Origin of the sequence: Candidatus Mycoplasma haematobovis (assembly GCF_001645765.1) — a bacterium.
In the GTDB taxonomy this organism is placed as follows: domain Bacteria; phylum Bacillota_I; class Bacilli_A; order Mycoplasmatales; family Mycoplasmoidaceae; genus Eperythrozoon_B; species Eperythrozoon_B haematobovis.
Map to the genome: position 1 here is coordinate 140,204 of NZ_LWUJ01000012.1, position 23,710 is coordinate 163,913.

25 protein-coding genes and 1 rRNA gene are annotated in these 23,710 nt (G+C 29.7%); 15 read left to right on the plus strand and 11 right to left on the minus strand.

Annotation, left to right across the window (positions count from 1 at the left end):
- Nucleotides 1-35 precede the first annotated feature (35 nt).
- The 3 genes from rrf to A6V39_RS04510 all read left to right on the plus strand — a co-directional run bounded on the left by rrf (nucleotide 36) and on the right by A6V39_RS04510 (nucleotide 949).
- Nucleotides 36-138, plus strand: a 5S ribosomal RNA gene (rrf, locus tag A6V39_RS04500).
- An 18-nt stretch (nucleotides 139-156) separates the two neighbouring features.
- On the plus strand, nucleotides 157-480 hold the full coding sequence (locus A6V39_RS04505; protein WP_187150476.1) for a DEAD/DEAH box helicase family protein: 324 nt from the start codon (nucleotides 157-159) through the stop codon (nucleotides 478-480).
- A 127-nt stretch (nucleotides 481-607) separates the two neighbouring features.
- Entirely contained in the window at nucleotides 608-949 is a 342-nt protein-coding gene (locus A6V39_RS04510; protein WP_187150477.1) for a hypothetical protein, read from the plus strand.
- Between the two features lie 30 nt (nucleotides 950-979).
- Here A6V39_RS04510 and A6V39_RS04515 read toward each other — a convergent pair whose 3' ends face one another.
- Entirely contained in the window at nucleotides 980-1,606 is a 627-nt protein-coding gene (locus A6V39_RS04515; RefSeq protein WP_187150478.1) for a hypothetical protein, read from the minus strand.
- Between the two features lie 72 nt (nucleotides 1,607-1,678).
- Here A6V39_RS04515 and A6V39_RS04520 point away from each other — a divergent pair, with 72 nt between their 5' ends.
- On the plus strand, nucleotides 1,679-1,885 hold the full coding sequence (locus tag A6V39_RS04520) for a UvrD-helicase domain-containing protein (protein ID WP_187150479.1): 207 nt from the start codon (nucleotides 1,679-1,681) through the stop codon (nucleotides 1,883-1,885).
- A 41-nt stretch (nucleotides 1,886-1,926) separates the two neighbouring features.
- Nucleotides 1,927-3,558: an ATP-dependent helicase gene (locus A6V39_RS04525; RefSeq protein WP_187150480.1), complete on the plus strand. Its 1,632-nt coding sequence runs from the start codon at nucleotides 1,927-1,929 to the stop codon at nucleotides 3,556-3,558.
- 36 nt (nucleotides 3,559-3,594) lie between these two features.
- Here A6V39_RS04525 and A6V39_RS04530 read toward each other — a convergent pair whose 3' ends face one another.
- Entirely contained in the window at nucleotides 3,595-4,206 is a 612-nt protein-coding gene (locus tag A6V39_RS04530; RefSeq protein ID WP_187150481.1) for a hypothetical protein, read from the minus strand.
- Nucleotides 4,207-4,293: 87 nt separating this feature from the next.
- Nucleotides 4,294-4,911, minus strand: coding sequence for a hypothetical protein (locus tag A6V39_RS04535; protein ID WP_187150482.1), 618 nt, complete (start codon nucleotides 4,909-4,911; stop codon nucleotides 4,294-4,296).
- A 254-nt stretch (nucleotides 4,912-5,165) separates the two neighbouring features.
- Between A6V39_RS04535 and A6V39_RS04540 the strand changes: the two genes are divergently transcribed.
- The 6 genes from A6V39_RS04540 to A6V39_RS04565 all read left to right on the plus strand — a co-directional run bounded on the left by A6V39_RS04540 (nucleotide 5,166) and on the right by A6V39_RS04565 (nucleotide 14,127).
- On the plus strand, nucleotides 5,166-5,882 hold the full coding sequence (locus tag A6V39_RS04540) for a hypothetical protein (protein ID WP_187150483.1): 717 nt from the start codon (nucleotides 5,166-5,168) through the stop codon (nucleotides 5,880-5,882).
- A 6-nt stretch (nucleotides 5,883-5,888) separates the two neighbouring features.
- Complete coding sequence (locus tag A6V39_RS04545; protein ID WP_187150484.1) at nucleotides 5,889-7,922, plus strand: ATP-dependent helicase; 2,034 nt, start codon at nucleotides 5,889-5,891, stop codon at nucleotides 7,920-7,922.
- A gap of 216 nt (nucleotides 7,923-8,138) precedes the next feature.
- The gene (locus A6V39_RS04550) at nucleotides 8,139-11,240 is read left to right on the plus strand and encodes a hypothetical protein (protein WP_187150485.1); all 3,102 of its coding nucleotides are present in this window, start codon (nucleotides 8,139-8,141) and stop codon (nucleotides 11,238-11,240) included.
- A gap of 6 nt (nucleotides 11,241-11,246) precedes the next feature.
- Nucleotides 11,247-11,894 carry a UvrD-helicase domain-containing protein gene (locus A6V39_RS04555; RefSeq protein WP_187150486.1) on the plus strand — a complete coding sequence of 216 codons (648 nt, stop codon included), beginning with the start codon at nucleotides 11,247-11,249 and terminating at the stop codon, nucleotides 11,892-11,894.
- Nucleotides 11,831-13,321, plus strand: coding sequence for an ATP-dependent helicase (locus tag A6V39_RS04560; protein WP_245633523.1), 1,491 nt, complete (start codon nucleotides 11,831-11,833; stop codon nucleotides 13,319-13,321). Before A6V39_RS04555 ends, A6V39_RS04560 begins: the two co-directional genes overlap by 64 nt.
- A 254-nt stretch (nucleotides 13,322-13,575) precedes the next feature.
- Complete coding sequence (locus tag A6V39_RS04565; protein ID WP_187150488.1) at nucleotides 13,576-14,127, plus strand: hypothetical protein; 552 nt, start codon at nucleotides 13,576-13,578, stop codon at nucleotides 14,125-14,127.
- A gap of 107 nt (nucleotides 14,128-14,234) precedes the next feature.
- Here A6V39_RS04565 and A6V39_RS04570 read toward each other — a convergent pair whose 3' ends face one another.
- Both A6V39_RS04570 and rpsT read right to left on the minus strand, forming a co-directional pair.
- The gene (locus A6V39_RS04570; protein WP_245633515.1) at nucleotides 14,235-14,399 is read right to left on the minus strand and encodes a 30S ribosomal protein S21; all 165 of its coding nucleotides are present in this window, start codon (nucleotides 14,397-14,399) and stop codon (nucleotides 14,235-14,237) included.
- On the minus strand, nucleotides 14,399-14,632 hold the full coding sequence (gene rpsT / locus A6V39_RS04575) for a 30S ribosomal protein S20 (RefSeq protein WP_187150489.1): 234 nt from the start codon (nucleotides 14,630-14,632) through the stop codon (nucleotides 14,399-14,401). Before rpsT ends, A6V39_RS04570 begins: the two co-directional genes overlap by 1 nt.
- A gap of 6 nt (nucleotides 14,633-14,638) precedes the next feature.
- On the opposite strand from rpsT, the gene A6V39_RS04580 reads away from it, so the two are divergent.
- Nucleotides 14,639-15,340, plus strand: a complete 702-nt coding sequence (locus A6V39_RS04580; RefSeq protein WP_187150490.1) for a DUF5385 family protein — start codon at nucleotides 14,639-14,641, stop codon at nucleotides 15,338-15,340.
- Here the strand turns inward: A6V39_RS04580 and A6V39_RS04585 are convergent.
- From A6V39_RS04585 to A6V39_RS04600, 4 genes are read right to left on the minus strand one after another with little or no spacing between them, the layout of a single operon-like run.
- Nucleotides 15,327-15,557 carry a hypothetical protein gene (locus tag A6V39_RS04585; RefSeq protein ID WP_187150491.1) on the minus strand — a complete coding sequence of 77 codons (231 nt, stop codon included), beginning with the start codon at nucleotides 15,555-15,557 and terminating at the stop codon, nucleotides 15,327-15,329. The two genes, A6V39_RS04580 and A6V39_RS04585, sit on opposite strands and share 14 nt — an antisense overlap.
- Nucleotides 15,557-15,892, minus strand: a complete 336-nt coding sequence (locus A6V39_RS04590) for a hypothetical protein (protein ID WP_187150492.1) — start codon at nucleotides 15,890-15,892, stop codon at nucleotides 15,557-15,559. The genes A6V39_RS04585 and A6V39_RS04590 overlap by 1 nt, the downstream gene beginning before the upstream one ends.
- 6 nt (nucleotides 15,893-15,898) lie before the next feature.
- Nucleotides 15,899-17,737: a DNA primase gene (gene dnaG, locus A6V39_RS04595; RefSeq protein ID WP_187150493.1), complete on the minus strand. Its 1,839-nt coding sequence runs from the start codon at nucleotides 17,735-17,737 to the stop codon at nucleotides 15,899-15,901.
- Nucleotides 17,712-18,983 carry a glycine--tRNA ligase gene (locus A6V39_RS04600; protein WP_187150494.1) on the minus strand — a complete coding sequence of 424 codons (1,272 nt, stop codon included), beginning with the start codon at nucleotides 18,981-18,983 and terminating at the stop codon, nucleotides 17,712-17,714. Before A6V39_RS04600 ends, dnaG begins: the two co-directional genes overlap by 26 nt.
- Before the next feature lie 131 nt (nucleotides 18,984-19,114).
- Here A6V39_RS04600 and A6V39_RS04605 point away from each other — a divergent pair, with 131 nt between their 5' ends.
- Together A6V39_RS04605 and rsmH are read left to right on the plus strand one after the other, a co-directional pair.
- Nucleotides 19,115-19,564, plus strand: coding sequence for a division/cell wall cluster transcriptional repressor MraZ (locus A6V39_RS04605; RefSeq protein WP_187150495.1), 450 nt, complete (start codon nucleotides 19,115-19,117; stop codon nucleotides 19,562-19,564).
- A gap of 2 nt (nucleotides 19,565-19,566) precedes the next feature.
- Nucleotides 19,567-20,502, plus strand: coding sequence for a 16S rRNA (cytosine(1402)-N(4))-methyltransferase RsmH (rsmH, locus tag A6V39_RS04610; protein ID WP_187150496.1), 936 nt, complete (start codon nucleotides 19,567-19,569; stop codon nucleotides 20,500-20,502).
- Here the strand turns inward: rsmH and A6V39_RS04615 are convergent.
- Nucleotides 20,492-22,327, minus strand: coding sequence for an ATP-dependent helicase (locus tag A6V39_RS04615; protein WP_187150497.1), 1,836 nt, complete (start codon nucleotides 22,325-22,327; stop codon nucleotides 20,492-20,494). The two genes, rsmH and A6V39_RS04615, sit on opposite strands and share 11 nt — an antisense overlap.
- Nucleotides 22,328-22,380: 53 nt before the next feature.
- On the opposite strand from A6V39_RS04615, the gene A6V39_RS04620 reads away from it, so the two are divergent.
- Nucleotides 22,381-22,704 carry a hypothetical protein gene (locus A6V39_RS04620; RefSeq protein WP_187150498.1) on the plus strand — a complete coding sequence of 108 codons (324 nt, stop codon included), beginning with the start codon at nucleotides 22,381-22,383 and terminating at the stop codon, nucleotides 22,702-22,704.
- Here the strand turns inward: A6V39_RS04620 and A6V39_RS04625 are convergent.
- Nucleotides 22,701-23,678, minus strand: coding sequence for a DNA cytosine methyltransferase (locus A6V39_RS04625; protein ID WP_187150499.1), 978 nt, complete (start codon nucleotides 23,676-23,678; stop codon nucleotides 22,701-22,703). The two genes, A6V39_RS04620 and A6V39_RS04625, sit on opposite strands and share 4 nt — an antisense overlap.
- Nucleotides 23,679-23,710 lie beyond the last annotated feature (32 nt).

Genomic DNA, 23,710 nt, shown 5'->3' on the forward strand with positions numbered 1-23,710 from the left:
CTCTTTATTATCTTTTTTATTTCAAGCATTCTCTGTGCGGTGAGCATAACATGGTGGAAATACTTATTCCCATTCCGAACATAAAAGTCAAGCACCATGTGCCCTTTTCTCCTTATCGGTTTCTCGGGTTTGCCGCACTATTTTGTTAATTAAAGTATGTTTCAAGAAATAGAAAAAGCAATTACTTCGCCTGCTAGGGCAATCTTAGTAATAATAAGAACTAGGAAGTTTCAGAATAATATTGCTGCTTGTAGGCTAGATCATTTAATAAAGAATTATGGTCTGAATCCTAGAGATATATTAGTTATTACTTATGCTAATTGGGGAAGAAGTAGAATTCTTGGAAAGGTAAATAAAAATAATGATGGTTTAGGTTGAAGGAATAGTGATTTTACTACTATTAATAAAGTTTGTAGAGAGATATTATTTGAAGAAAGAAGTAATGTAAGAAGTGGAGGTGTTTTTGTGGATGCTATTTAAGAAATAGCAGAAGAACTAAATATTCCTTTTCAAAAAAAGATGGCAACTGTACTTGGTAGGTTGGCTTGGATAGAGACAAAGAATAATAAAGCTTTTGAAGTTGGTGATTATTTAATTGTAATTAATAGTGTATTCAATAATATATCCAATAGGAACTGAGTTAATTACTTTCAGGGATATTAAAGATATCTATTCTAAGTTAATAGAAAAAATCTCTGATAAGAGACTTTGATATCGTAATGACATTTTCATCAGAACAATGATTTTATTAGATAATGAAGAAATAAGAAGTAAATGGGGTAGGAGAGTAAAGGCAGTAATTTACGATAGATTTGATTCAGTTTGTCCTTTTGAATTTGGAGTAATTAAGAGACTTGTTGATGTTAATAGGAATTTATTTTGCGTAGGTTATCCCGCATCCCGCAAAACATGAAAAAAAAGTTTTTGGAATATTTCCCAGATAGTTTAATTCTAGAAGTTTAAAGCTTTTTCTAAAAGATTAACCTCAAGCAGGTTTTTGACAATATTTTTCAAAATCATCATCTTCTGCATCTCCTACATACATTTTGTCTTGTAAGCTTCGACATTTATCAAGCATTTTTTCTTTTCAAACTTCATTTACTTTGTCTCCTTTGTGTTCTCAAATACTTGCAAATCCTTTACTTAACTTATCTTTGCCCGCTCTAGAAAAATCAGAATACTTAGCTGCAAAACCATTTTTGTCAGTAATTAAATGTGCATTATCCTTATTTTTCATAGTGCAGAATTTTTGAAAATCATCTAATCATTCAGTATCTTCATCAGAAGCAATAATTCCATTACACACTTCTCTAACTCTTAGTGGGCCAGTACCATCTTTCAAGTCCTTAGCCTTTATTAGTTCTTCATGTTTTGGATTATCCCTTTTCAACTCTTCAAATCTATCATTTCAAAGATGTTCTGATCCTTCTATTAAAGAGCTTTTGTATTTCACTCCCACTTTAATCTTAGTTACTATTTGTTCATGTTGGGGCTTTTCTGGGGCTGTTTCATCAATGTTTGATTTATTACTGCTCGCTATAGCAATTCCAGCAGCTAATGCAGTTCCTAATCCACCAAATATAATTCTTTTCTTACTAAAGGCCATTTAATTATCCTCAAAGGTGATTTGTTTATTGCTTTTTTAAGCATTAATAGGTATAATTTTTTTTCTTTTGTTATGGGAGAGCTTAAATTAGATGCATTAAATAAACAACAAAAACAAGCAATAATTGCTCCTCTTAAGCCATGCCTTGTATTAGCAGGAGCCGGAACTGGAAAGACTACTATTTTAGTAAAACGCTTTAAGCATTTAGTCACACAGGAAAAGATATTAGCAGATGAAATAGTAATTACAACATTCACTAATAGAGCTACAGGGAAATAAAGAAAAAGATTTTTGAGGAATTTAATAAGGATGCTGAATTTATGAAAAAGGTTAAGGTTTTTACTTTCAATAAATTTTGCCAATATATTTTGGAAACTGAGGGAATAGATTTTGATATTTGTAATGACTCTAAAGCAATTGAATATGTCAGAGACAACTATTTGAGTTTGCAAATTGATTCCAAAGATATTGTCAAACTTATTTGAGAGGCAAAGTGATTAGAAAATGTTAATCAAAAACCAGTTACCTATAGAGATTTAGTTAATTTCAAACCAAAATTCAAGAGGGAAATAGAAGAAAATTTTGAAGAATTCAGAAGAGTTTGAAAAGAGTACGATAACTTTTTAAGAGAAGATAAATTATTGTATTTCGATGATGTATTGTTTGAAACCAAGAAACTTTTAGACAATGAGAATAATAGAAAAAGATGAGAAAAAAAGTTGCGTGTTATTTTATTTGATGAGTTTCAAGATATAGATCAAATACAGTTCAAGATAATTTGAGAGCTATCCAAAAACAGAAGGAGTATTTTCTGTGTAGGAAATCCAAATCAATCGATTTATGGTTTTAGACATGCATTAAACAGACCTTTTGAAACATTCAAGAAAGCATTTCCGAATGCTAAAAATTTTGAATTAAGAGTAAATTACCGCTCTACTGTTAATATTCTTAATGTTTCAAATGCCTTAATTGATAAAGGTAATGAAAATTATTCAGAAAATTTATTACCTTGTTATCCTCGGCAATTGGGCGAACCAGTTAGATTATTGATTTCTGACAAATGGTGTAATGAAATTGAAGAAATTTTAAATGCAGTTGAGATTGTAAATAGACAAAAGTCAATTTCTCTTAAAAAAATTGCTATTCTTTTTCGTTGTTGAAGTTTTGGAAGTTTACTAAGTGAGGCTTTGATTCAAAGAAAAGTTCCATTTTTTTCTGAGGATCCAGAAAGAGTTTTAAATAGTGAAGAGGTAAGGGATGTTTTATGTTATTTACGTTTGGCTTCTGAAGACGATATTAATGATGTTAATTTTCTTCAAATAATTAATAAGCCAAATAGGAATTTTGGTCCGAAGAATTTAAAGACATTAAAGAGAAAGGCAAGTAAATTTAATATTACTGTAATGGAATATACTCGTTTTTTAGATGAAAGGGGCAGTGATCAAAGATGTAAAGAGCTTTGAGATCTTTTGAGAGATATTAAAGTAATAGCAAAAAGTTCATTGAATTTGAGTGAAGTTATTTCAAAGATATTAGAGAGAACTGGACTATTAAATTATTATGAAGAGATAGAGCCTAGTCGACTTCAAAATATTAAATCTTTTTTGAGTCTTGTTTCTTTAATAGAAGCAAAAAGTCTTTCCGAATTTTTAAGACAGTACAAAAGTTGTTTTCGTTTAATGAATAATAAAGATGCTGTTTATTTATCAACAATTCATGGTGCTAAGGGCTTGGAATTTGATTATGTGTTTGTCATGAATATGAATGAGGGACTTAATTATTCCAATTTAGTGGAAGAAGAAAGAAGGATTTTTTATGTTGCCTTTACTAGGGCTAAAAAATGTTTATTCTTGTCGGCCTCAAAAGATGCAGGAATAATTTCAAGATTTATTGAAGATATTAGGCCTTTGCTTTTGGAAGTTGATAGCTTTGTTGATTGTGTTAATAAGTAAAGCTACTTGTAGTGTAGAGGTTGTTTTTAAATATTATTAAGTACAGTAAGTAGTAAAATTCTTATCTGACAAATCATCTACATACATTTTTTCTTGTAATTTTTTACATTCATTTAACATTTCTTCTTTTCAATCTTCAGTAGCTGATTCATCTTTACGATCTCAAATTTTTGCAAAACCGTCACTTAAGTTTTTTCTATTAGCACTAGAAAAACTGGAGTATTTGCTGATAAAGCCATTTTTGGTACTAATTGGCGTTACACCATCTTTGTTTTTCATAGCGCAGAACTTTTGAAAATCTTCAAAAAGTTCTGAATCTTCATCTTCGCCATTAATTTTATTGCATGTTTCTCTTAATTTATCTAAACCTTCCGCAATATCTAATTTTTGTATTTCCAGTAAGTCTTTATTTTTAGGATTTCCTCTTTTCAGATCTTCAAATCGGCTAATTCAAAAATTAACTTCACCACCTATTAGAGAGTCTTTGTATTTAGTTCCTAATTTGACTTTAATTACTGTTTGTTTTTCTTGGGGCTTTTCTGGGGCTGTTTCATCAATGTTTGATTTATTACTGCTCGCTATAGCAATTCCAGCAGCTAATGCAGTTCCTAATCCACCAAATATAATTCTTTTCTTACTAAAGGCCATTTTTCTTATTAGATAAATTCTTAAAGTTAAGCTTTGGATTTTAAATAGACTTATTAAATAAATAGTTTTTGATTTGTAAGTTATTAATTAAGGGATAACACAATAGACACTAAAATCCCTATCTTCTGCATCGTTTTCATACATCTTTTCTTGCAGTCTTTGACATTCTTTCAACATACTTGTTTTTCAGCTCTCATTAACTGCTGTTCCTTTTTGATCTCAAATACTTGCAAATCCTTTACTTAACGATTCTTTTTTTGCTTTAATAAATGTTGAATATTTTGTATCGAAGCCATTTACTTGAGTAATTAAACGTACTTCATCTTTATTTTTCATAACACAGAAATTTCTAAAATCATTAAATCATTCAGCGCCCTCATCAGTATCAATAATTTCTTGACAAGCTTCCTTAGTTTTTAAACCTCCTTCTTCCTCACTGGCTTTTTTCGCTAATAATAAACTTTTGTGTTTAGGATTTCCTTTCTTTAAATCTGCAAATCTATTATTTCAAATATTCATTTCTCCATCTATTAAAGACGTCTTGTATTTGGTTCTTAATGTAGTCTTATTTATTGTTTGTTTATCTTGAGGCTGTTTTAGATTTGTTTCATTAGTGTTTGAGTTATTACTACTAACTATAGCAATTCCTGTTGCTATTGAGGCTCCTAATAAACCAAATATTATTTTGTTCCTATTAAACGCCACTTCTTGTGTTTATTTGTTAAACCTCTGTGTTTAGGCTTTGAATTTTTTAAATAAGCTTAAAAGGTAGAAAAATTCGTTTATTAAATAACACACTTTATTTTAAGTGTGTTCTCTATAAAGGATTGTATACCCCCTCTTTTAGGGAGAGACTAAAATAAAATATCCAGTAATTTTTTATTTTTTTAAGTTTTTTCTTTATCAAAAATTATTAATGAGTTCTCTTCAAATTTTAGTTTCTCTTTTACATTAGGTTGATGAAAATAATATTAGCTCCAAAAACAAGGGATTGTATACTTGAAAATTTTTGTCTCTTTTTTTCTCAAAAAACTGATGTCTTAACTGAAGTTACTTTGCAAAAAATAACTTCCTTATTTGAACAAAATTTAAAGACGTTAGTTATTTCGTTTTTTTCTTTACCTGAAAATTTTAAGAATAACTCAAATATAGTTTGGTTTAGATTAGATGCATTTTTGGGGATCTACAATATTGCTCCTCAGAAATTCAAATCTAATTTTGATGCAATTGTGATTTGTGAAGACGTGAATGAAGATTTAAAAAAATTCATTATTCAAACTTTAAGACAAGATGATAATGTTTTTATTGCTATTCGACAAAATCCAGAAGATATTTTACGTATTTTCAATGAAAGCGAGAAAGAATTTGTATTTTTAGACTTTGGAGTTGGTTTTAAAGGGGCGATCAGAAGATCAAAAAAAGTCTTAAAGATAGATGATGAAATTTCAGCGGATCAGGAGACTGAAGATGATTTTTTTTCTTTGCAAGAAGAAGAGAATGATGAAGATGAATTCTCTTTTGATTTTAAGGAAGAAACAAACGAGGATCAATTACTTGTAAGTTTGGAAAAAAATAACCTTGATCAAGGCGATCCAAATTTTGACAAATCTTTAAATGAAGAAACTCCTGATTTTTTACCTGACGATGATGAAGATATAAGCGGCGGGCTATTTTAGAGAATTATGGATTTAGATAAGACCAAAGTTTCTTTAGAAGATTTAAATAAACAACAGAAAGATGCGGTATTAGCACCCCTTAAACCGATATTAGTAGTAGCGGGTGCCGGAACAGGAAAAACGACAGTTCTGATAAAGAGATTTGAGTATCTAGTTAAAGAGAAGAATATACCTCCAGAAGAAATAATACTTGTTACTTTTACTAATAAAGCGGCAACAGAAATAAAAAAAAGACTTTTTCTAGTATTTGGCAAAGACGAAAGTTTTTTACAAAGAGTTAGAGCTTCTACTTTTCATAAATTTTGCAAAAATATTTTGGAAAGTGAAGGAAGAAAATTCAAAGTATGTTATGAATCAAGGGCTGTTGACTATATTAGACAAGCAATTAGTAAATTAAATCTTCCTATTAAAGCAAATTATGAAATTGCAGATATTATTTGAAAAATTAAGTGATTGCAACATCTTGAGAAAAAAGACATTACTTACGATGACTTGTTAAGAGCAGGAAGGCATTGTACTGCACTTTCTGATGAAGAAATAAGAAATAAATATCCTTTTGAGTCTTTCAAGAATGTTTGAAATGAATATGAAAACATACTTAAGAGCAATAATTCACTTTTTTTTGATGATCTGCAATTTGAGGTGGATAAATTGTTAGACGATGAGTCAAATAGGCTTAAATGAGAAGGAAAAGTTCAAGCTATTTTGTTTGATGAGTTTCAGGATATAGACCCAGTACAGTTTAGTATTATTGTCAAACTTACAAAAAACAGAAGGAATATTTTCTGTGTAGGAGACCCAGATCAAGCTATTTACGCATTTAGAAATGCTATTCCTGAAGTGTTTTCAAAATTTAAAGAACAGGTTAATGATGTAGAGGTTTTCAAACTTGAGACTAACTATCGTTCAACACAAAGCATTCTCGAAGTATCTAACGAGTTAATTAATAAACAAAAAACAGATTTTTCAAAAAGCTTGGTTTCTGCTTACGAAGATAACATTGGGGAACGAGTAAAGTTATTTATTACTAATAACCCTAAAAGAGAAGTTGATGAAATTGTAAACACTATTTTAGATATTAAGAAAAAAGAATTAGCTCCATATAGAAGTTTTGCGGTTCTCTTTCGTAACTGATCTTTCGGAAGAAAGTTAAGTGAAACACTTACTGATATGGGTATTCCTTTTTTCTCGGAAGACTTGAAAAATATTTGGAATAAAGAAGAAATTAAAGACGCTTTGGCTTATTTGAGTCTAGCTTTTGAAGATGACATTTTAATAGCTAATAAATCATTGTTAAGGGTAATTAATAAGCCAACAAGAGGTTTTGGTCAAAAGAGTTTGCAACTTTTAAAGTCAGAGGCGAATCGTATTGGTATTACTTTATTGGCTTTAATTAAGAGAAGAGCAAGAAAGGATCCTAAGTGCAGAAAACTTTGAAATATCATAGGAGATATTAGGAAATTGGCAAGAAGGAAGTCAAGTTTGCATGTGAGAATGTCAAAAATTTTAAGAGCGTCTGGTTTAATGGATTATTTTGAAAGGTCTGAACCTCAAAGATTAATAAATATTAATTTGTTTTTGAGTTTTATTTTTGAACTTGAAATAGGTGATTTACGAGAAGCCCTAGACAAACTAAAAGAATTAACTAAATTTACTACAGATAGAGATGCAGTTTATTTGTCGACCGTTCATAGTGCTAAAGGTTTAGAGTTTGATTATGTATTTGTGATGCATATGGAGGAGGGGAAATTGCCTTCTAAATATTCTCTAGAGAACGATAAGAAAATTGAGGAAGAAAGAAGAATAGCTTATGTAGCTTTTACAAGGACTAAGAAACTGTTATTTTTATCCTCTTCTGGGGGAGAGGAAAAGATATCACGATTTCTTAAAGATATTGAACCACTTCTTTTGAAAACCATTGATTTATCAGAAGAATATGAAGAACAGGATGATGAAGATGACGAGTCTTCAAATGAAGATAGAGGCGGTAGCCTCGAAGAGAATGATACATTATTAGATGATGTCTATGAAGATGAATAAATGGCTAGTATGAGTAAGAAATCAAAATTATTATTAATTTAAGATTATTTGCTTATATTTTGTAGTCTTTGATATTAGTTAACTTTTCTAAAGCTATTGTATTTAAAAATATCCTTATTTTTAGTGCAAAAGGTTTTCTAAAACTTAAGGCGTTAGTCTATCACAATAAAAGATTCATTTTTTCGGATTTTTCAGTTGAAGTAAGTAAATTTTTTTATGCTTTTTTGACGAAAAAAGAAAATTGAAATTCAAGAAAAACCTACTATTGTCCCTCAGGTCAAAAGGCCTGAACAGCCAATTTTAAAAAGGCTCTCACTTAAGACCGTTGAAATTCTTTCAAACTTTGATTTTCCCTTAGTAATTCTTACAGAAAAAGAAGAAATTGGCGAAAGACTAGCACAAAGGCGTATTAGGTTATTGTCGGAAAAATTAGGTTTTAAACCGACAGAGATAATAGTGTTTTTTAGCTCTTCTTACAAAGATAAATTTTGGAAAGAGGCAACTTCATTTTGAAGGGTATTTGGTGGTTTGTGTAATAATGATTTGTCTCAAATTAATGATCCCAACAAGAGAAAAAGACTATTCACACTCGCAAATTTTGAAAAATATAAGGCTTTTATTATACTTGCACCTCTAGAAAGGGGCAATGTTCTCAACGAATTTATTTCAAGAATTAAAGGAGAACATAATAATATTCTTTGGCTTGCTAATCAAGCAATACTGTCCCAGAGACAATTTACACTCCCAGATGGACTGTTCTCATTTTATGGTAAAGGTAAAGCACGTGAATTTAAGGATGGCACCCTCTTACATGTTGACATGTACAAAAGCGAAGTCTTAAATGGCGAAGAAAAAAGTCCCTCAAATTTTGAAACAAAAGTAACAATTGGCTTAAATAGTGTTGCATGTCAAAGTGCTCCATTTCAATTATCAGCTGAAATTGGAAAATATGTTTCAGAAGATAATTGTTTTTTATTTTCTGAAAATAATAACCTTTTAAAAGTAATAGCAGAGGAAAGAATAAATAGAATTTCGAAAAATTCTCAAAAAATAAAGATTATTACTTTTTCTCAAAATTGAAAACCTCATCCAAATGTAACCTTAATTAATCCACGTTTCTTAAGTAACTATCAAATTGACAAAGCAAGTTTCGAATCTGTTGTTTTTTACGAAGACATTGACGACAACGTAAAAAACTGTATTGCTAAATGTTTACAGTTAAATATTAAAGTTTTTGTCGCTTTTAGACAAAAGGATTGAGATATTTTAACTATTTTTAAAGAAAATTGTCGTAGGTTTATTCTTCTTGATTTTGAATCAAAGTTTGCTGGAGATGCAAAAGTATTTTCATCTCCGCTATTGTCGGTAAATTCCACATCCGCTGAAGTCGGAGAACTACAACTAGACGCAGAGGTTAAAAGACACGTTTTCGAAAACAACTGTCTTTTTCTCTCTAAAGATTTAAAGGTCCTAGAAAAAATAACCTCAGTAAGAGTTAACTATTTGAGTCAATTATCAAAAGAAAAATTAAATGTATTGATAATTTCTCCATTGTTTGAAAACTCTGAAATTTTCGAGCTGAAAGGAGAACTAAACATAGTTAAACACGACTTCGAGTCCTTCGTCAAAAATTGTATTTTTAAAGATTCTAAGTTATCTTCGGGCTGGGAAGAAGAGGCAAAGAAACAATTAGAAAAATTTGATGCTTTTATCTTTCTTGAAAAGCCAAGTAGTCTTTTAAATCTTATTATTGCTACTGCTTTAAAGGTTTGTCAAAGTGTCTTGGTTCTTCTTCAAAAGCAGTCCAAGGATATTCTTGAAATTTTTAAAGAAAATTGTCGACGATTTACTTATTTAAACTTTGAGGAAGATTTTACGGGAAGTCGCAGTGTATTTGAAAGGTCTCTTTTATCAATAGGACCCAAAATTTCTGAAACAAAAGAATTACAATTGGATCCAGAGGTCAAGAAATATATCTTTGAAGATAATTGTTTTGTATTTTCAAAAAATTGGGATGTTTTAAAGCGACTAGTTCAAGAGAGAATAGATAAAATTAAAAATGAGTTAAGCATAAGAATTGTTTCTCCTTTAAGTAACTGACAAAAAAACCCAAATATTACTTTGATAAAGCCTGAGGTTTTATTAAACAATCATTCTTTACAACAAGATACTGACTTTAATTATTTGGTCGTTTGTGAAGACGATGGCGAAAATTTATTGAAATTTATCGCCAGATGCTTAAATTCAAATATTAAAGTTTTTGTCGCTCTTAGAAGAGAATCACAATTAACCTTGTCGACCTTTAAAGTAAACTGCCAAAAATTTGTCTATTTAAATTTTGACAATGGACTTTTAGCTGAGGCAGAAATTTTTCCAAAAACTTTATCTTCGGAGACTTCTAGGATCTTAACTGTTAATGAGCCAATTTCTATTTTTGAAGATTATGTACATCCAGAAAAAAATGTGCAAGATAAAGAAGATCCACTTTTTGATGAAATAAATCCCGAAGTTGCGGGTGGAAGTTTTGAAGTTAAGAAAAATTTAGAAAATAATCCTTCACCTACAGAAAATCAGGATGAAAAACTGTCAATTGTACTTGATATTCAAGGAGAAGAATTTTCAGAAAAATCTTTGGAAGTTATTGAGGATTTTTCCAAACCTTTAGCAATCCTTACAGAAAATGAGGAGGTTAGTAAAAAACTAGCGTTTGAACGTATTTCCTTGATGAGAAATAAATATGGACTTTCTCCAAATCAAATAATGATTGCTTTCAGTTCTTCGTATAAGGATGATAGTTCATTAGAAGTAGACTCTTTTTGGAAAACTTGTGAAAATTTATGTGACAATGATTTGCATCAAATTTACCACGAATATCAGAGAAGGAGAATTTTTGATAGTGTAAATTTTGAAAATAAATACAAGGCCTTTATCATTATTTCAACTTTTGATTGCAACATTGTTCTAAAGGAGTTTGTTAATAGAATTAAAGGTATTAGCAATGTTCTTTGACTTGCCTGTTATCCAGATCTTTCAGAAGAAAACTTTTTGTTAATTGATGATTTATTACCTACTTATTCAAAGTTTAAGGCAATTGAATCAAAGGATGGACAGACTATTAATATTGATTCATTTTCTAAGAAAAAACCAGAAGTCAAATCTACTTTTCTTTTTGAAGAAGCTCAGGAAGAAGATTTACTTTTTGAAGATGCGGAATATGATTCATATTCAGAAGTCGATCCACTTTTTGATGATACCCAAGAGTTTAAAGAGTCAGATCCTCCTGATGACGACGATGATATAGATGGCGGACTTTTTTAGAAAATCATGTCCTCAGATAAATCTAAAGTAATATTAAGATCTTTAAATCCACAACAAAGAGAGGCAGTAACTGCACCCCTTAAACCGATATTAGTAGTAGCGGGTGCCGGAACAGGAAAAACGACAGTTCTGATAAAGAGATTTGAGTATCTAGTTAAAGAGAAGAATATACCTCCAGAAGAAATAATACTTGTTACTTTTACTAAGAAGGCTGCTACCGAAATAAAGAGAAGAATTTCACGTTTATTTCCGGATCCAGAGTTTTTGAAAGATGTGAGAGTCTCTACTTTCCATAAATTTTGTAGAGAAATTCTTGCCGAGGAAGGAATAAATTTTAAAGTTTGTTTTGAAACTAAAGCAATAGGATGTGTTAAAGAAGCTATTCAAAAATTAAATCTTCCGCTTAAATCTAATAGTGAATGTGCCAGACTTATTTGAAAAGTGAAGTGATTTCAAAATGTATCAGGAAAACCTGCTACTGATTGGGATTTAATAAAGGCTGGTAGGATTATTACACGTTCAAATGATGATACTATAGCAAAAAATATCCCTTTAAGGAATTTAAAAAAATTTGGGCGAAGTATGAAGATATTCTTAAGTCACAAAATTCGCTTTATTATGATGACATATTATTTAGAACTGATAAAATATTAGAGGATGAATCAAAAAGAAGTAAATGGGATGGAAAAATAAAAGCAATTTTGTTTGATGAGTTTCAGGATATAGACCCAATACAATTTAGAATTATTTCCAAGCTTTCACAAGATAATAGGAACATTTTCTGTGTAGGAGACCCAGATCAAGCTATTTATGGTTTTAGAAATGCGTTACCAGAGGCTTTTCAAGACTTTAAGAATTATTTTGATGATGCTGAAATTGTAAAACTTGAAATTAATTATCGTTCAACTGTTCAAATTCTTGATGTTGCTAATGAGTTAATAAATAAGAAAAAAAACATTTTCTCTAAGTATTTAATTCCAGGCTCTAAAGAAAAGAATGGTGAAAAAGTAAGGCATTTTATTACTACTAATCCGGAAAGAGAAATTGAAGAAATTACCAATACTATTCTAAGCTTACATAAGCAGAAAAAAGTTCCTTTCAAGAAATTTGCTGTTTTATTTCGTAATTGGTCTTATGGGAGAAGGGTAAATGAAGTGCTTACACAAAAAAGAATTCCTTTCTTTTCAGAGGATTTGAAGAGACTTTGAAATAGGGAAGAAATTAAAGACTCATTAGCTTATTTAAATATAGCTTTTGAGGATGATATTTACAATGCCAATAAATCCCTTCTTAGAGTAATTAACAAACCAGCTAGAGGATTCGGCGCAAAGTTTTTGGAAATTTTGACCAATGAAGCAAGAGAATTAGGAAGACCACTAATAAAACATATTGTTTCAAAGGAAAAGGTAAATAGCGAACAGAAATGTGAGGATCTTTGCAATATCCTTAAGACTATTAGAAATATAGCCAAAGATAAAAAAAGACCGCTACACAATAGAGTTACAAGAATCTTAAGAGAGTCTGGATTAATATCTCATTTTCAAAAAGTAGACCCTTTAAGAGTCTCAAATATAAATACCTTTTTACAATTGATTTTTGATCAAGATTTAAATGATCTTGAGCAAATTAAAGAAAGATTAAGAGAACTTACAAAATATACAGCAGATAGAGATGTTGTTTATTTAACCACTATACATGGTGCTAAAGGTTTAGAGTTTGATTACGTATTTGTAATGCATATGGACGAAGGGAAAATTCCTTCAAAGTTTACATTGTTAGAAAAGGAACCTAATGAATTCGAACAAAGAATTAATGAAGAAAGAAGATTAACTTACGTCGCTTTTACTAGAGCCAAGAAAGCATTGTTCTTATCTTCGGCTTTTGGACAGGCAATGATTTCTAGATTTGTTAAAGATGTTGAAACTAAAATATTTTCAATAGTGGATTTATTTGCTGATCCAAGCGACGATATGCTTGATGATCAGCTTTCTGAGGAAGAAATGTACTCAGATGAAGATTTACAGAGAGGTAGTGATCTTGAAGAAGCTAAAGACTTACAGGATGATGACGAAGATGGATAGGAAATAAAAAATGGAAGGCAGTGTAATTGTTTTTTTAGATTTGGAACTGGATTAGTGCTCTATATTAGCTTCGGCTTTTGCAAGGATAGGATGAGGAACAGAGGGGTATTTTTCGTTATTATAAAAGGGGTGGAATAGTCTTGTTGCTCTTACTTTTAGGTTGGTCACACCATCCTATTTAGCTCTCTGGGGGGTGAGTTATGATTTCAAAACTAAAACTCCCCATTTTAATTTCTCTTTTTTTTTCATTTTCAATGAGTAGCTATGTTTATTTTTCATTAAAGCGTGAACAATTAATATCTTCTGGAAAAGGAATAGGATACAGATTTGTTGACAAGTATTATCCGCCAGATAAAGCACCAGAAATCTTTAACACAATTTTTACAAATAACCAAACAAAAATAAAAAAGTTACTGAAAATAAGTAGTGGAAAAGAATTACAAGGTTGATGTCAAAATGCTACTAAAGGAAAATGGGAATCTGACAGTGGAAAGGTGCTTATGCACGGATTAAAGTGATGCAGCTTGCCTGTTCATGTAGTTTTATTAAGAAAAAGTAATAAGTTGGATGAAACTAAGTTTGGTAAGCTTTTTCAGGATGTTGTAGATTCAAAAATTGAATTATTTGTTAAAGAACGTTTCCCCAATTTATGAGATAGCAAAGATCACTCAACACAAGAGAATAAAGCAAAACTTCTTAGGGGTGTAGTTGCAGGATTTTGTAAAGAGTCCTTAAGTGATGCTTGAACTTTTTATTATGAAAGTCAACGAAACGCTATTGATTCTTTATGTCCGGAGGGAACATAAGGGTTGTAAAATGATACCTCTTATTTGACTGCCTTCAAATTCTCTTTACTTTCCTTATTACCTTATTTCTATTAAACCCTAATAAATAGAGTTTGTAAGTAAAATTATTAATAAAATTTTCTCTTAATAGCTGCTATCTTTCTTTTTTCTCTTAATCTTAAAGCTGGTCTTAAATAATAACTATATCTTATCTTTCTTCTTCTTATCTCACTAAAGTGTTTCCTATACTCTTTAAGAGCTGCATCTACATCATTATTAATAACCTTAACCATTATGATAAATTATTTAATTTAATAGCATATCTTGATTTAAGTCTATTACACTTATTCTTCTTAATTATTCCTTTTGCTAGTTGACTATCTAAAGTCTTATATACTTCAGAAATATCCTTTTTTTCTAATGATTGAACTACTACTCTTTTCAATTTTTTCTTACAAGAAATTCTTACAAGTCTTCTGGCTTTGTCCTTTTTTAAGGATTTAGTATTAGATAATATATTAGGCATACTAAGTTGTCTCTAAATACTATTTTAATACAAAACTTACATTCCTTTCTAGTATCCATATTACCAGCTGCTGTATTAATATGGTTTATTTGGTATTTACAAAAGAAAAAGGCTGAAGAAAGTAGTAAGAGAAGAGGCTTAGGAAGAAAAGGAAAGAAAGATCATCTTTGATTAATAATTAAAGAATATTTACATTTAAATAATATTCATGGCCAAAGAATACATTCTGCTTATGCTTTTGAAAGACCAGAAAAAGAAGAATTACATGAAGAAATAAAGAAGTGTGAAATATTTAAAGCAAAGGCTATAGCAAAGAAAAATAAACAAAAGTATATTAAAGAGAAATATCCTGATAGATTTCCAATTGAAGATTATTTTGATGCTCTAGAGAAAGAAACTGCCGAATTAAATAAGCAATATATTTCTGAACTTAAACATGAATTTAAATCACATAGGAGAGAACTAATAGAGAAGAATAAGAGAGGATTTAATAAGCGTAGAAGATATGTAATTATTTATAGATTAGAGAATCCTAATAATAATGAAGTTAGTAATTGGTATGCTTTAGAGGCAGAAATATTTAGTAATTATGATGCCAATTCAAAACTTAAAGATAGAGTAGTTATTAATAAAGAAGTAGATTATGAAAAAGAATTAAGTTGATTATTGCCTCAGAAATTAGAGAAAGAAAAGTCTAAGAAAAAATAGTAATTTGATTGTCATCATTACGATTTATGAAAGCTTTGGGTTCATTTTGAATAGGGGGTGTATATTTATTAGTGCTCTTCTTTTCAGGAATTCAAGAAGCAGAAAAATTTAATATCTCACCAATTGTGTAAACTAATGCTACAGCCCCTTGAATAATTCCTAATCAAGATCCACCACCTCTATATTTATTCTTCTCTAAGTTATTAAGTTTTTTCATTAGTAATATCAAGGCATTCCAAAAGTAATAGCACTATTTCAATAGCTTTGTGTAAATCTAAAGTTTGGTCTTAAAGCAGTCTTGTAAGTATGATATTTTTTCTCTGTTTCAGTACCCTGCACTTTATTTAATAATTCTTGAATAGAGCTAGAAAAGTGTCCTACAGCAGCAATAGCAGAAACAGATATTAGACCAGCATTATGAAAATAACTATTTCATCTAGTTAAATTAGTAGCTTTACTACCCTTCTTTACGGTTGTATTTGCTACTTTTTTCGCTTTACTTTCGGCCCCTCCAACTAACAAATATTTCTTATTAAGAGATAATTTTTTCATATCTCCTTAATGTACATTTTTTCCAAAAAAGGAAGAATTCTTTCTGTATTCTGAACCTTTTTTTTGCACTTCTTTTTGTATTTCTAAATAGCTATTCTTTTTCTTTAATTTCTCAGGAAATTCTAAGAATTCATCTTTACTAACAATTTCAATTAATTTATCCAAATAAGCCCTATGTAAACTGTAATAATTATCAAAAAAAGTTTCTTTACTCTTTATCTCTATTGGTCTCTCTTTTTGAAAAGCACTATTATCGTATGCTGTTGTTATGCCCTCAATAGTATTATTTAATAAATTAAAAAAATCTCTTGTTTCTTCAGAAAAAGTAGTGCAATCTATAGGCAACTCTACTCTTCATTTTTCACTACTTTCCAATTGATTTAAATTCTTCTCTAAATAAGGAATTAAAGGAAAGTACTTAGAAAATAATGTACCAAAGAGACTTATTGAAAATTTAGTAGTAGGAGTAATATTGACTCTTACTGTTTTTGTAGGCTCTTGTAATAAAGAGCACATAATAGCATTGGAATAACGCTCATATTTCTTATTAATAGCTTCTTGATGTTTAGTTTCAGTAAATAACTTTATTTCTTTATAAAAGTCAAAGATTATTCGTATGGAGCTACTAGCATAAGCTAAATCTATACCATGTCTTATCTTAATTTCATCATTATGATCTTGAAATAAGAACTCTAAAGAGTTAGTAATAAGCATTTGCAAATTAATTATTTCTTCCAAATTACTCTTCTTTGCAATATATTTTTTGTATCAACTAAAGAAATGAATAGGATTAAGTAGTTTTTCTTCTGCTTCTTTTTGATTACTCTTTAAATATTCATCAATATCTTTATGATCACTATCTAATAAATCTACTACTTGAACAGAAAAACCATTTTGAAGTAATATTTTGAAAGTATTAATGGTTGAATTTCAACCAGCATTATCGTTATCAAAACAACATACTATATTCTTTGAAAATTCTTTCAAAGTACTTAATACTATTGAATTCAAAGAAGTACCCATACAAGCAACACTATTCCTAATACCAATCATTTCTGAACTAAGTACATCAAAAAAGCCTTCATATAAATAAATAGGTTTTTGACTCTCTAATGCTTGAATATTGAAAATAGTAGCTTTCTTACTAAATAGTACACTAGATCTAATATTTAAATACTTAGGAGTAATATCACCTAATGCTCTTCCAGAAAATCCAACTATTTGATTATCTTTATCACATATAGGAAAGATAATTCTATCTCTATAGAATGGCTCCTTTATTCCTTGCTTATTGTAAGAAAAGATACCTGCTTTTTTGAAATCCTCTTCTTCAAATTTCTCACTTTCATTAGCATCAGAGTAGCTCTTAAAGATACTCTCTAAGATATCTTCTTTAGGAGCATAACCAATTTGATATTTATCAATAATCTCTTTATCTAAGCCTCTATTAAGTAAATAATCTAATTGTTCTTTATTATTACTGTTGTACAAACATTTGTTATAGGCCATTGCAGTAAGTTCATTAATTTTGTATAGTTTGGAATAAGAATTAGAGCTATTTGATAAGTAATCATTAGGATTTAAATTAAGTATTTGTGCTATTTTTTTGATGGCAGCAACATAATTACATTTCTCTATTTTCATCACAAATGCAATAGCATCTCCAGAGATATTGCATGAAAAACACTTAAATATATTCTTTTCTGGAGTTACAGAAAGAGAAGGACTAGTATCTTGATGAAAAGGACAAACACACCAATGATTAGCTCCTTTTTGTACTGTCTTTACAAAGTGCTGAACAACCTTTAATATTGGAAAATTAGAAGTTGGCTTTGTAGTTTGCATTTTCTAGCTCTTCAAGACTTATTCTTTTTTGTTTCATAGTATCTCTATCTCTAATAGTAAATGTTAAATTATTGGGAGTTGATTCTTGATCTATAGTAATACAATAAGGAGTACCAATAGCATCATTCTTTCTATATCTCTTTCCTATAGAACCTTTATCCATGAAGGCCACTGAAATACCTTTCTTAATTAAAGATCTAAATAAATCATAAGCTAAATCTTTTTCATTTTTTGTTAGAGGCAAAATAGCAAAAGAATAAGGAGCTAATTCAGACTTAATCTTTAATACTTCTCTACTCTCTCCATTCTCTAATTCCTCTATTACATAAGCATCAGAGACTACCGCAAATAAGAGTCTATTTAAACCAATTGAATGCTCTACTATATATGGAATATATTTCTCATTAGTCTGGGGATTCAAATAGCTCATATCTTTATTAGAGCTAGTTTGATGCGCTTTCAAATCAAAATCTGTTCTATTTGCTAATCCTCATAATTCACCTCAACCATGGGGGAATTTAAACTCTATATCTACAGATCTTGAAGAATAGTGAGCTCTATCTCCTTCACCAATCTCAACCACTTTAATATTTTCTTTGTTAATAGCTAATTCCTCAAGTAAGAATGATTTCATCTCTTCCACACACTTCTCAAAACACTTATTAGCTTTATCTTTATGCACAAATCATTCACATTCCATTTGTTCAAATTCTTTAGTTCTGAAAATAAAGTGTGAAATAGTTACTTCATTTCTGAAAGCTTTACCTATTTGACCTATACAAAAAGGTATCTTAGCATTGGAAGCGCGAAGAATATTTTTGAAATTTATGAAAATGGATTGAGCTGTTTCTGGTCTTAAATAGTTATCTTCTTGGGTTTTGAAAATTAAATTAAAGGATTTACTATCTGTTCAATCAATAACTCCACAATTAGGGCACTTTTGATCTTCTGGCAAATGATCTTGTCTATATCTCTTTTTGCATTGCTTACAGTCTACTAAGACATCGTTAAAGTGTTGCATATGCCCAGAAGCTTTTCATACATTTTCTGAAGTAAATATTGAAGCATCTAAGAAATAAGCATTCTCTCTACTACTAATAAAGTACTGTTCTCAAGCTCTCTGTATATTCTTCTTTAATAACACTCCTAAATGGCCATAATCGTAATATCCACTCTTCCCCCCATAAATTTCATTACCAATTATCACAAAGCCGTATTGCAATAGGTAGTTATTGATATTTGACATATTGAAAATTTTAAGTTTATTTGGTTTGTAGGCTAATTTAAAAAGTGGTTGAAAATCCCGAAATAATTAAAAAAAATAAAAAAAGTAGCGAAAAGTGGTAAATTGTGGTTAAGATTTTTAGTGAATAATAGATGTTGCGAAATGAAAAAGGAATTGTCTTTATTGGAGAGCATGAAGTAACAATGGATAGCAAGAACAGAATTACTATCCCTAGTAAGTGGAAAGAAAAATTAGGACTAGAGATAGTTATCTCTAAGCATTACGATGACTGCTTAGCAATCAGAACTCCAGTTACTTTTGAAAATTATTGTGAAAAATTAATGAGTTACGATGAGAATGATATTAAGGCTAGAGCATTAAGAAGAGAGACATTAGGTAGATCACATGAAATTGCATTAGATAAATGGTATAGATTTGTAATACCAGGAAGTCTAGCTACTAATCTTCAGAAAGGTACGCTAGTAATGGTAGGGGTAGGGGATTTAATAGAGGTATGAAGCAAAGAAGCACTGAAAAATTGAAGAGACGATGAAAGAAATCGTTTGGAAACCGTGGGGCAAGAGCTGTCGCAACAAAAGTAAATATGTCACCATACGTTGCTCATTTTCCAGTAATGGCTAAAGAAACAGTGGGATATTTAGCCCACTCTACTGACGGCCTTTATTTAGATTGTACTTTTGGAGCTGGCGGGCATACTAAACAATTACTTTCTGTAATTTCTCCTAATGCTAGAGTAATAGGACTAGATTTAGATCAAAGAGCAGTTGAAATAGGTAAAGAATTAGAGAAAGAAGATAATAGATTTTCAATAATACATATGAATTTTGCTGACTATGTTAAGTACAGAAAAGAACATGACTTACCTAAAGCAAAAGGAGTTATTTTTGATTTAGGGGCTTCTACTATGCAACTTAAAGATAAAGAAAGAGGCTTTAGTTACAAATATGATGCCCATTTAGATATGCGTATGGATCAATCTTCTTCTTTAACTGCTGCAGAAATATTGAATACTTATCCAAGAAGAGAGCTTAAAGATATCTTTAAGAAATATGGAGATATTGCTAATCCAGATAAATTAGTTAATTTAATAAGTCTTTATAGAAAACAAAATGATTTCATTGAAACTACAGAAGTATTTAAAGCTATAGTTGAAGAAGCTTTCTGAAATATAGATGCTATTAAATTTAATAAAGTATTAAGAAAATGTTTTCAAGCTCTAAGAATAGCTGTTAATAAAGAGTTTTCTTCATTAGAGAAAGCTCTAGAGTCATTAAATGAAATTCTTGAAGTAGGAGGAATTGCTTGTATTATTACTTTTCACTCTGGAGAAGAAAGAATAGTTAGAGCTTGAAAAAGTAAATATTGTGACAATATAGAGATTCAAGACTATTCACAAAATATTCTTAATAAATTTAAATTTGTTACTGAGAAATATATAGTTCCTGAAGAATATGAAATAGTAGAGAATTGAGCTTCTAGATCTTCAAAATTATGAGTTATTCAAAAAGTTAAGGATTAAATTCTAGTAAGTTACTTAATTCTTTAATATAGGGAGAGACTTTTCCAGAAGAACTTAAGAATAATTTTTTCTTTGCTCTAGTAAAGGCCACATAAGCCAATCTTCTTTCTTCCTCGGCCTCTAAAGAATATTTGTAAGGCAACTTTCCTTCATCTAATTTAATTACAAAAACATAATCAAACTCTAGCCCTTTTGCACCATGTATAGTTCCTATATACAATTGATCCTTCTCAACCCCATATTTAGTCATTTCTTCAATATTCTTTTTGATAACATCCAAATCAAACTTCTCTTCATCTAATACATTCTTTAATATCGCTTTAGCTCTATCATATTTTTCCATATCTCTTTCTGACCAATAACTTCAGTAACCACATTTAGTTAATACATTATTTACTTGCTCTACAATACTTAATTCTTGATTTACTAAAGAATTAAGTAATTCAGAAAAAGCTTTCACAGCATAATCTTTTGATTTAGTTATTGCTTCTCTCAAAGAGATATTCTCAACTTTAGCAGTATTCTTTAATATTTCTTGTTTCTTTATGCCTATCCCTCTATTTGGTTTATTAATAACTCTTTCAAGCGCTCTATCTACTTTTTTTGCATCTTTTTCAAATGCTACTGAAAGATATGCAATCATATCTTTAATTTCTTCTCTTCTTCAAAAGGCATAAAGCTCTCTAGAGATGAAAGGAATTCTTTTGGCTAGTAATAAATTAGTTAATTGATTACCAAAACTATTATTTCTGTAAAGTACTGCACAATTCTTAAGAGCAATATCTTCTTCAGTCTGCAATTTAATAATAGTATTAACTACATATTTGTCTTCTTCTCCCGCTAAATAACAACTTACTTTATTCCCATCAGGATTATTAGTATTTAATTCTTTTGAAAATATACCTCTATTCTTATTAATTAAAGTATTAGCTGTCTCTAAGATTTGAGGAGTAGATCTGTAATTAAGCTCTAATTTAAATAATTCTGCATTTTTGTAATGTTCTTTAAATTCTTCAAAAGAATTCTTTAGAGCCCCTCTAAAGCCATAAATAGCTTGATCTGGATCTCCTACACAAAAAATATTTGCTTCTTTTTCAGTTAATTTCTTAATTATTTCAAACTGTATTTCATCAATATCTTGAAATTCATCAAATAATACTGCCTTAAATTGCTGATTTCATATCTCTCTTATTTGTTCGTTATTTAATAATTCATTAGCTTTCAAAAGAATATCATCAAAATCTAATTGATTATGTTTCTGTAATTTCTTTTCATAGCTGTTGTAAACAGCTTTCATTTCTTTATATGGAAATTTATCAAGCACTTTACTTTCTTTAAATCTAGTTATTTCTTTTCCAATATTAACTAAGTCTGCTTCTGTAAAGTCTTTAGTTCTTATTTTTCATTTAATTTTCCTAATAATATCAGTAGCAAACTTAATATTAGTAATTGATAACTTTAGTTCTTCAGTAATTATTTCTCTTATGTAATATTCAGTTCTCTTAGGAAAACAAATAGCAAAACTAAAGCCACTAGACTCTAATAAAGTTTTGGCAAATTTATGAAAAGTAGAGATGTAAGTATTCTTTAGATCTAAATTATTAATAGTTTGCTCTATTCTTTTTCTCATTTCTTGAGCAGCTTTCTTAGTGAAAGCAATAGCAAGAATATTATTTGGACTTATTCCATATTCTTTAACTAAATATTCATATCTCTTTACTAATATTGTTGTTTTGCCTGTACCTGCTCCAGCAACAACTAATATTGGTTTAAGAGGTGCAGTTATAGCTTCTTTTTGTTGTTTATTTAATTCTTCTGTATTCATATTTCATTAATGTTTGACAATAGTAAAAAAGGTAGAAATTAAAAGAAAGAGATATGCGAGTAAGATTTAAGAAGCCTTTAATTGTGCTGGGTAGTGCTGGGGCAGTTGGAGGAGCTGGTTATTATGCTTTTTCCAGATGATCTAGCGATGAACTTACTGTAGCACCTAAAGTTAGCAATGCTCCTAAATGATTTAATAAACTTAAAAATTCCAAAAAAGAATCACTTCCTGTAGATTTACAGGCGGCCCAAATTTGAACAAAATTGGGAGATACACCGGATCATCAAAGAGTAGCAAGCAACTGAATTGAATTGTTTTGCTCAGAGGAGCCAAAACCTAGCAATAATGAGTATTGTAATAAGGAAAATATAAATTAATTTATAGGTGTGCCATCTAATACTTTTAAGATCTCTTTAGCTATTGCATAAATTACTGGTACTGAGACAGAATTACCAAATTGTTTGTAAGCTTGATTGTCGCTTACAGGTATTAGATAATTATCAGGAAATCCTTGTAGTCTTGCGGCCTCTCTAGGCGTTATCTTTCTAGGATTTTTATTTTCCTGCTCTATTAGTATCTCACTACCATCTTTGTAATATCTTGCAGAAATGGTATTAGTATATCTACTGTTCTTGTTGAATAATGAAAAACCAAACCCTCTACCTTTTGCTATATGTTTGGCTTTTCTTCTTTGATGCCCTTCCCAAAGTAAATCAGAAATAGTATATTTACTATCTACATTCTGCTCTAATATATTGCCTACATAAGTACTTTCTAAAGTTGGAGTGGGCATTTTGAATTCTTCATAACTGCTAATCAATCCTTTATTAAAGCCAACAATATATATTCTTTCTCTATTTTGAGGCACTCCAAAGTCTCTAGCTCTAAGTATAGAATAAGTAACATAGTAGTTTAATTTTTCTAAATTATCCTTAATTATTTTGAATGTTTCGCCTTTATTATGCGTCTTTAAATTCTTTACATTTTCAAGAAGAAATGATTTTGGTTTCTTATCTTCAAGAATTCTTATTATTTCAAAAAATAATGCTCCCCTTTCATCATTAAAGCCTTTTTTCTTGCCTGCTTGACTGAATGCTTGACAAGGAAATCCAGCTACTAATATTTCGTGATCATCAATATCATTAGTATTTATTTCTCTAATATCTCCGGCCGTATCTTCACCAAAATTAGTTTTGTAAGTGATTTTTGCAAATTTATCAATTTCACTACTAAACACTACTTTAACTTGTCCAGTTAAGTGAAAGCCTAATCTTGTCCCACCAATACCAGCAAATAAATCAATCATTTTATATTTAGCTTTTTCATTATTAGGGAAAGGTATTGATTTCATAGTTTGAATTAATATTTTTTTAGTAGTATTGG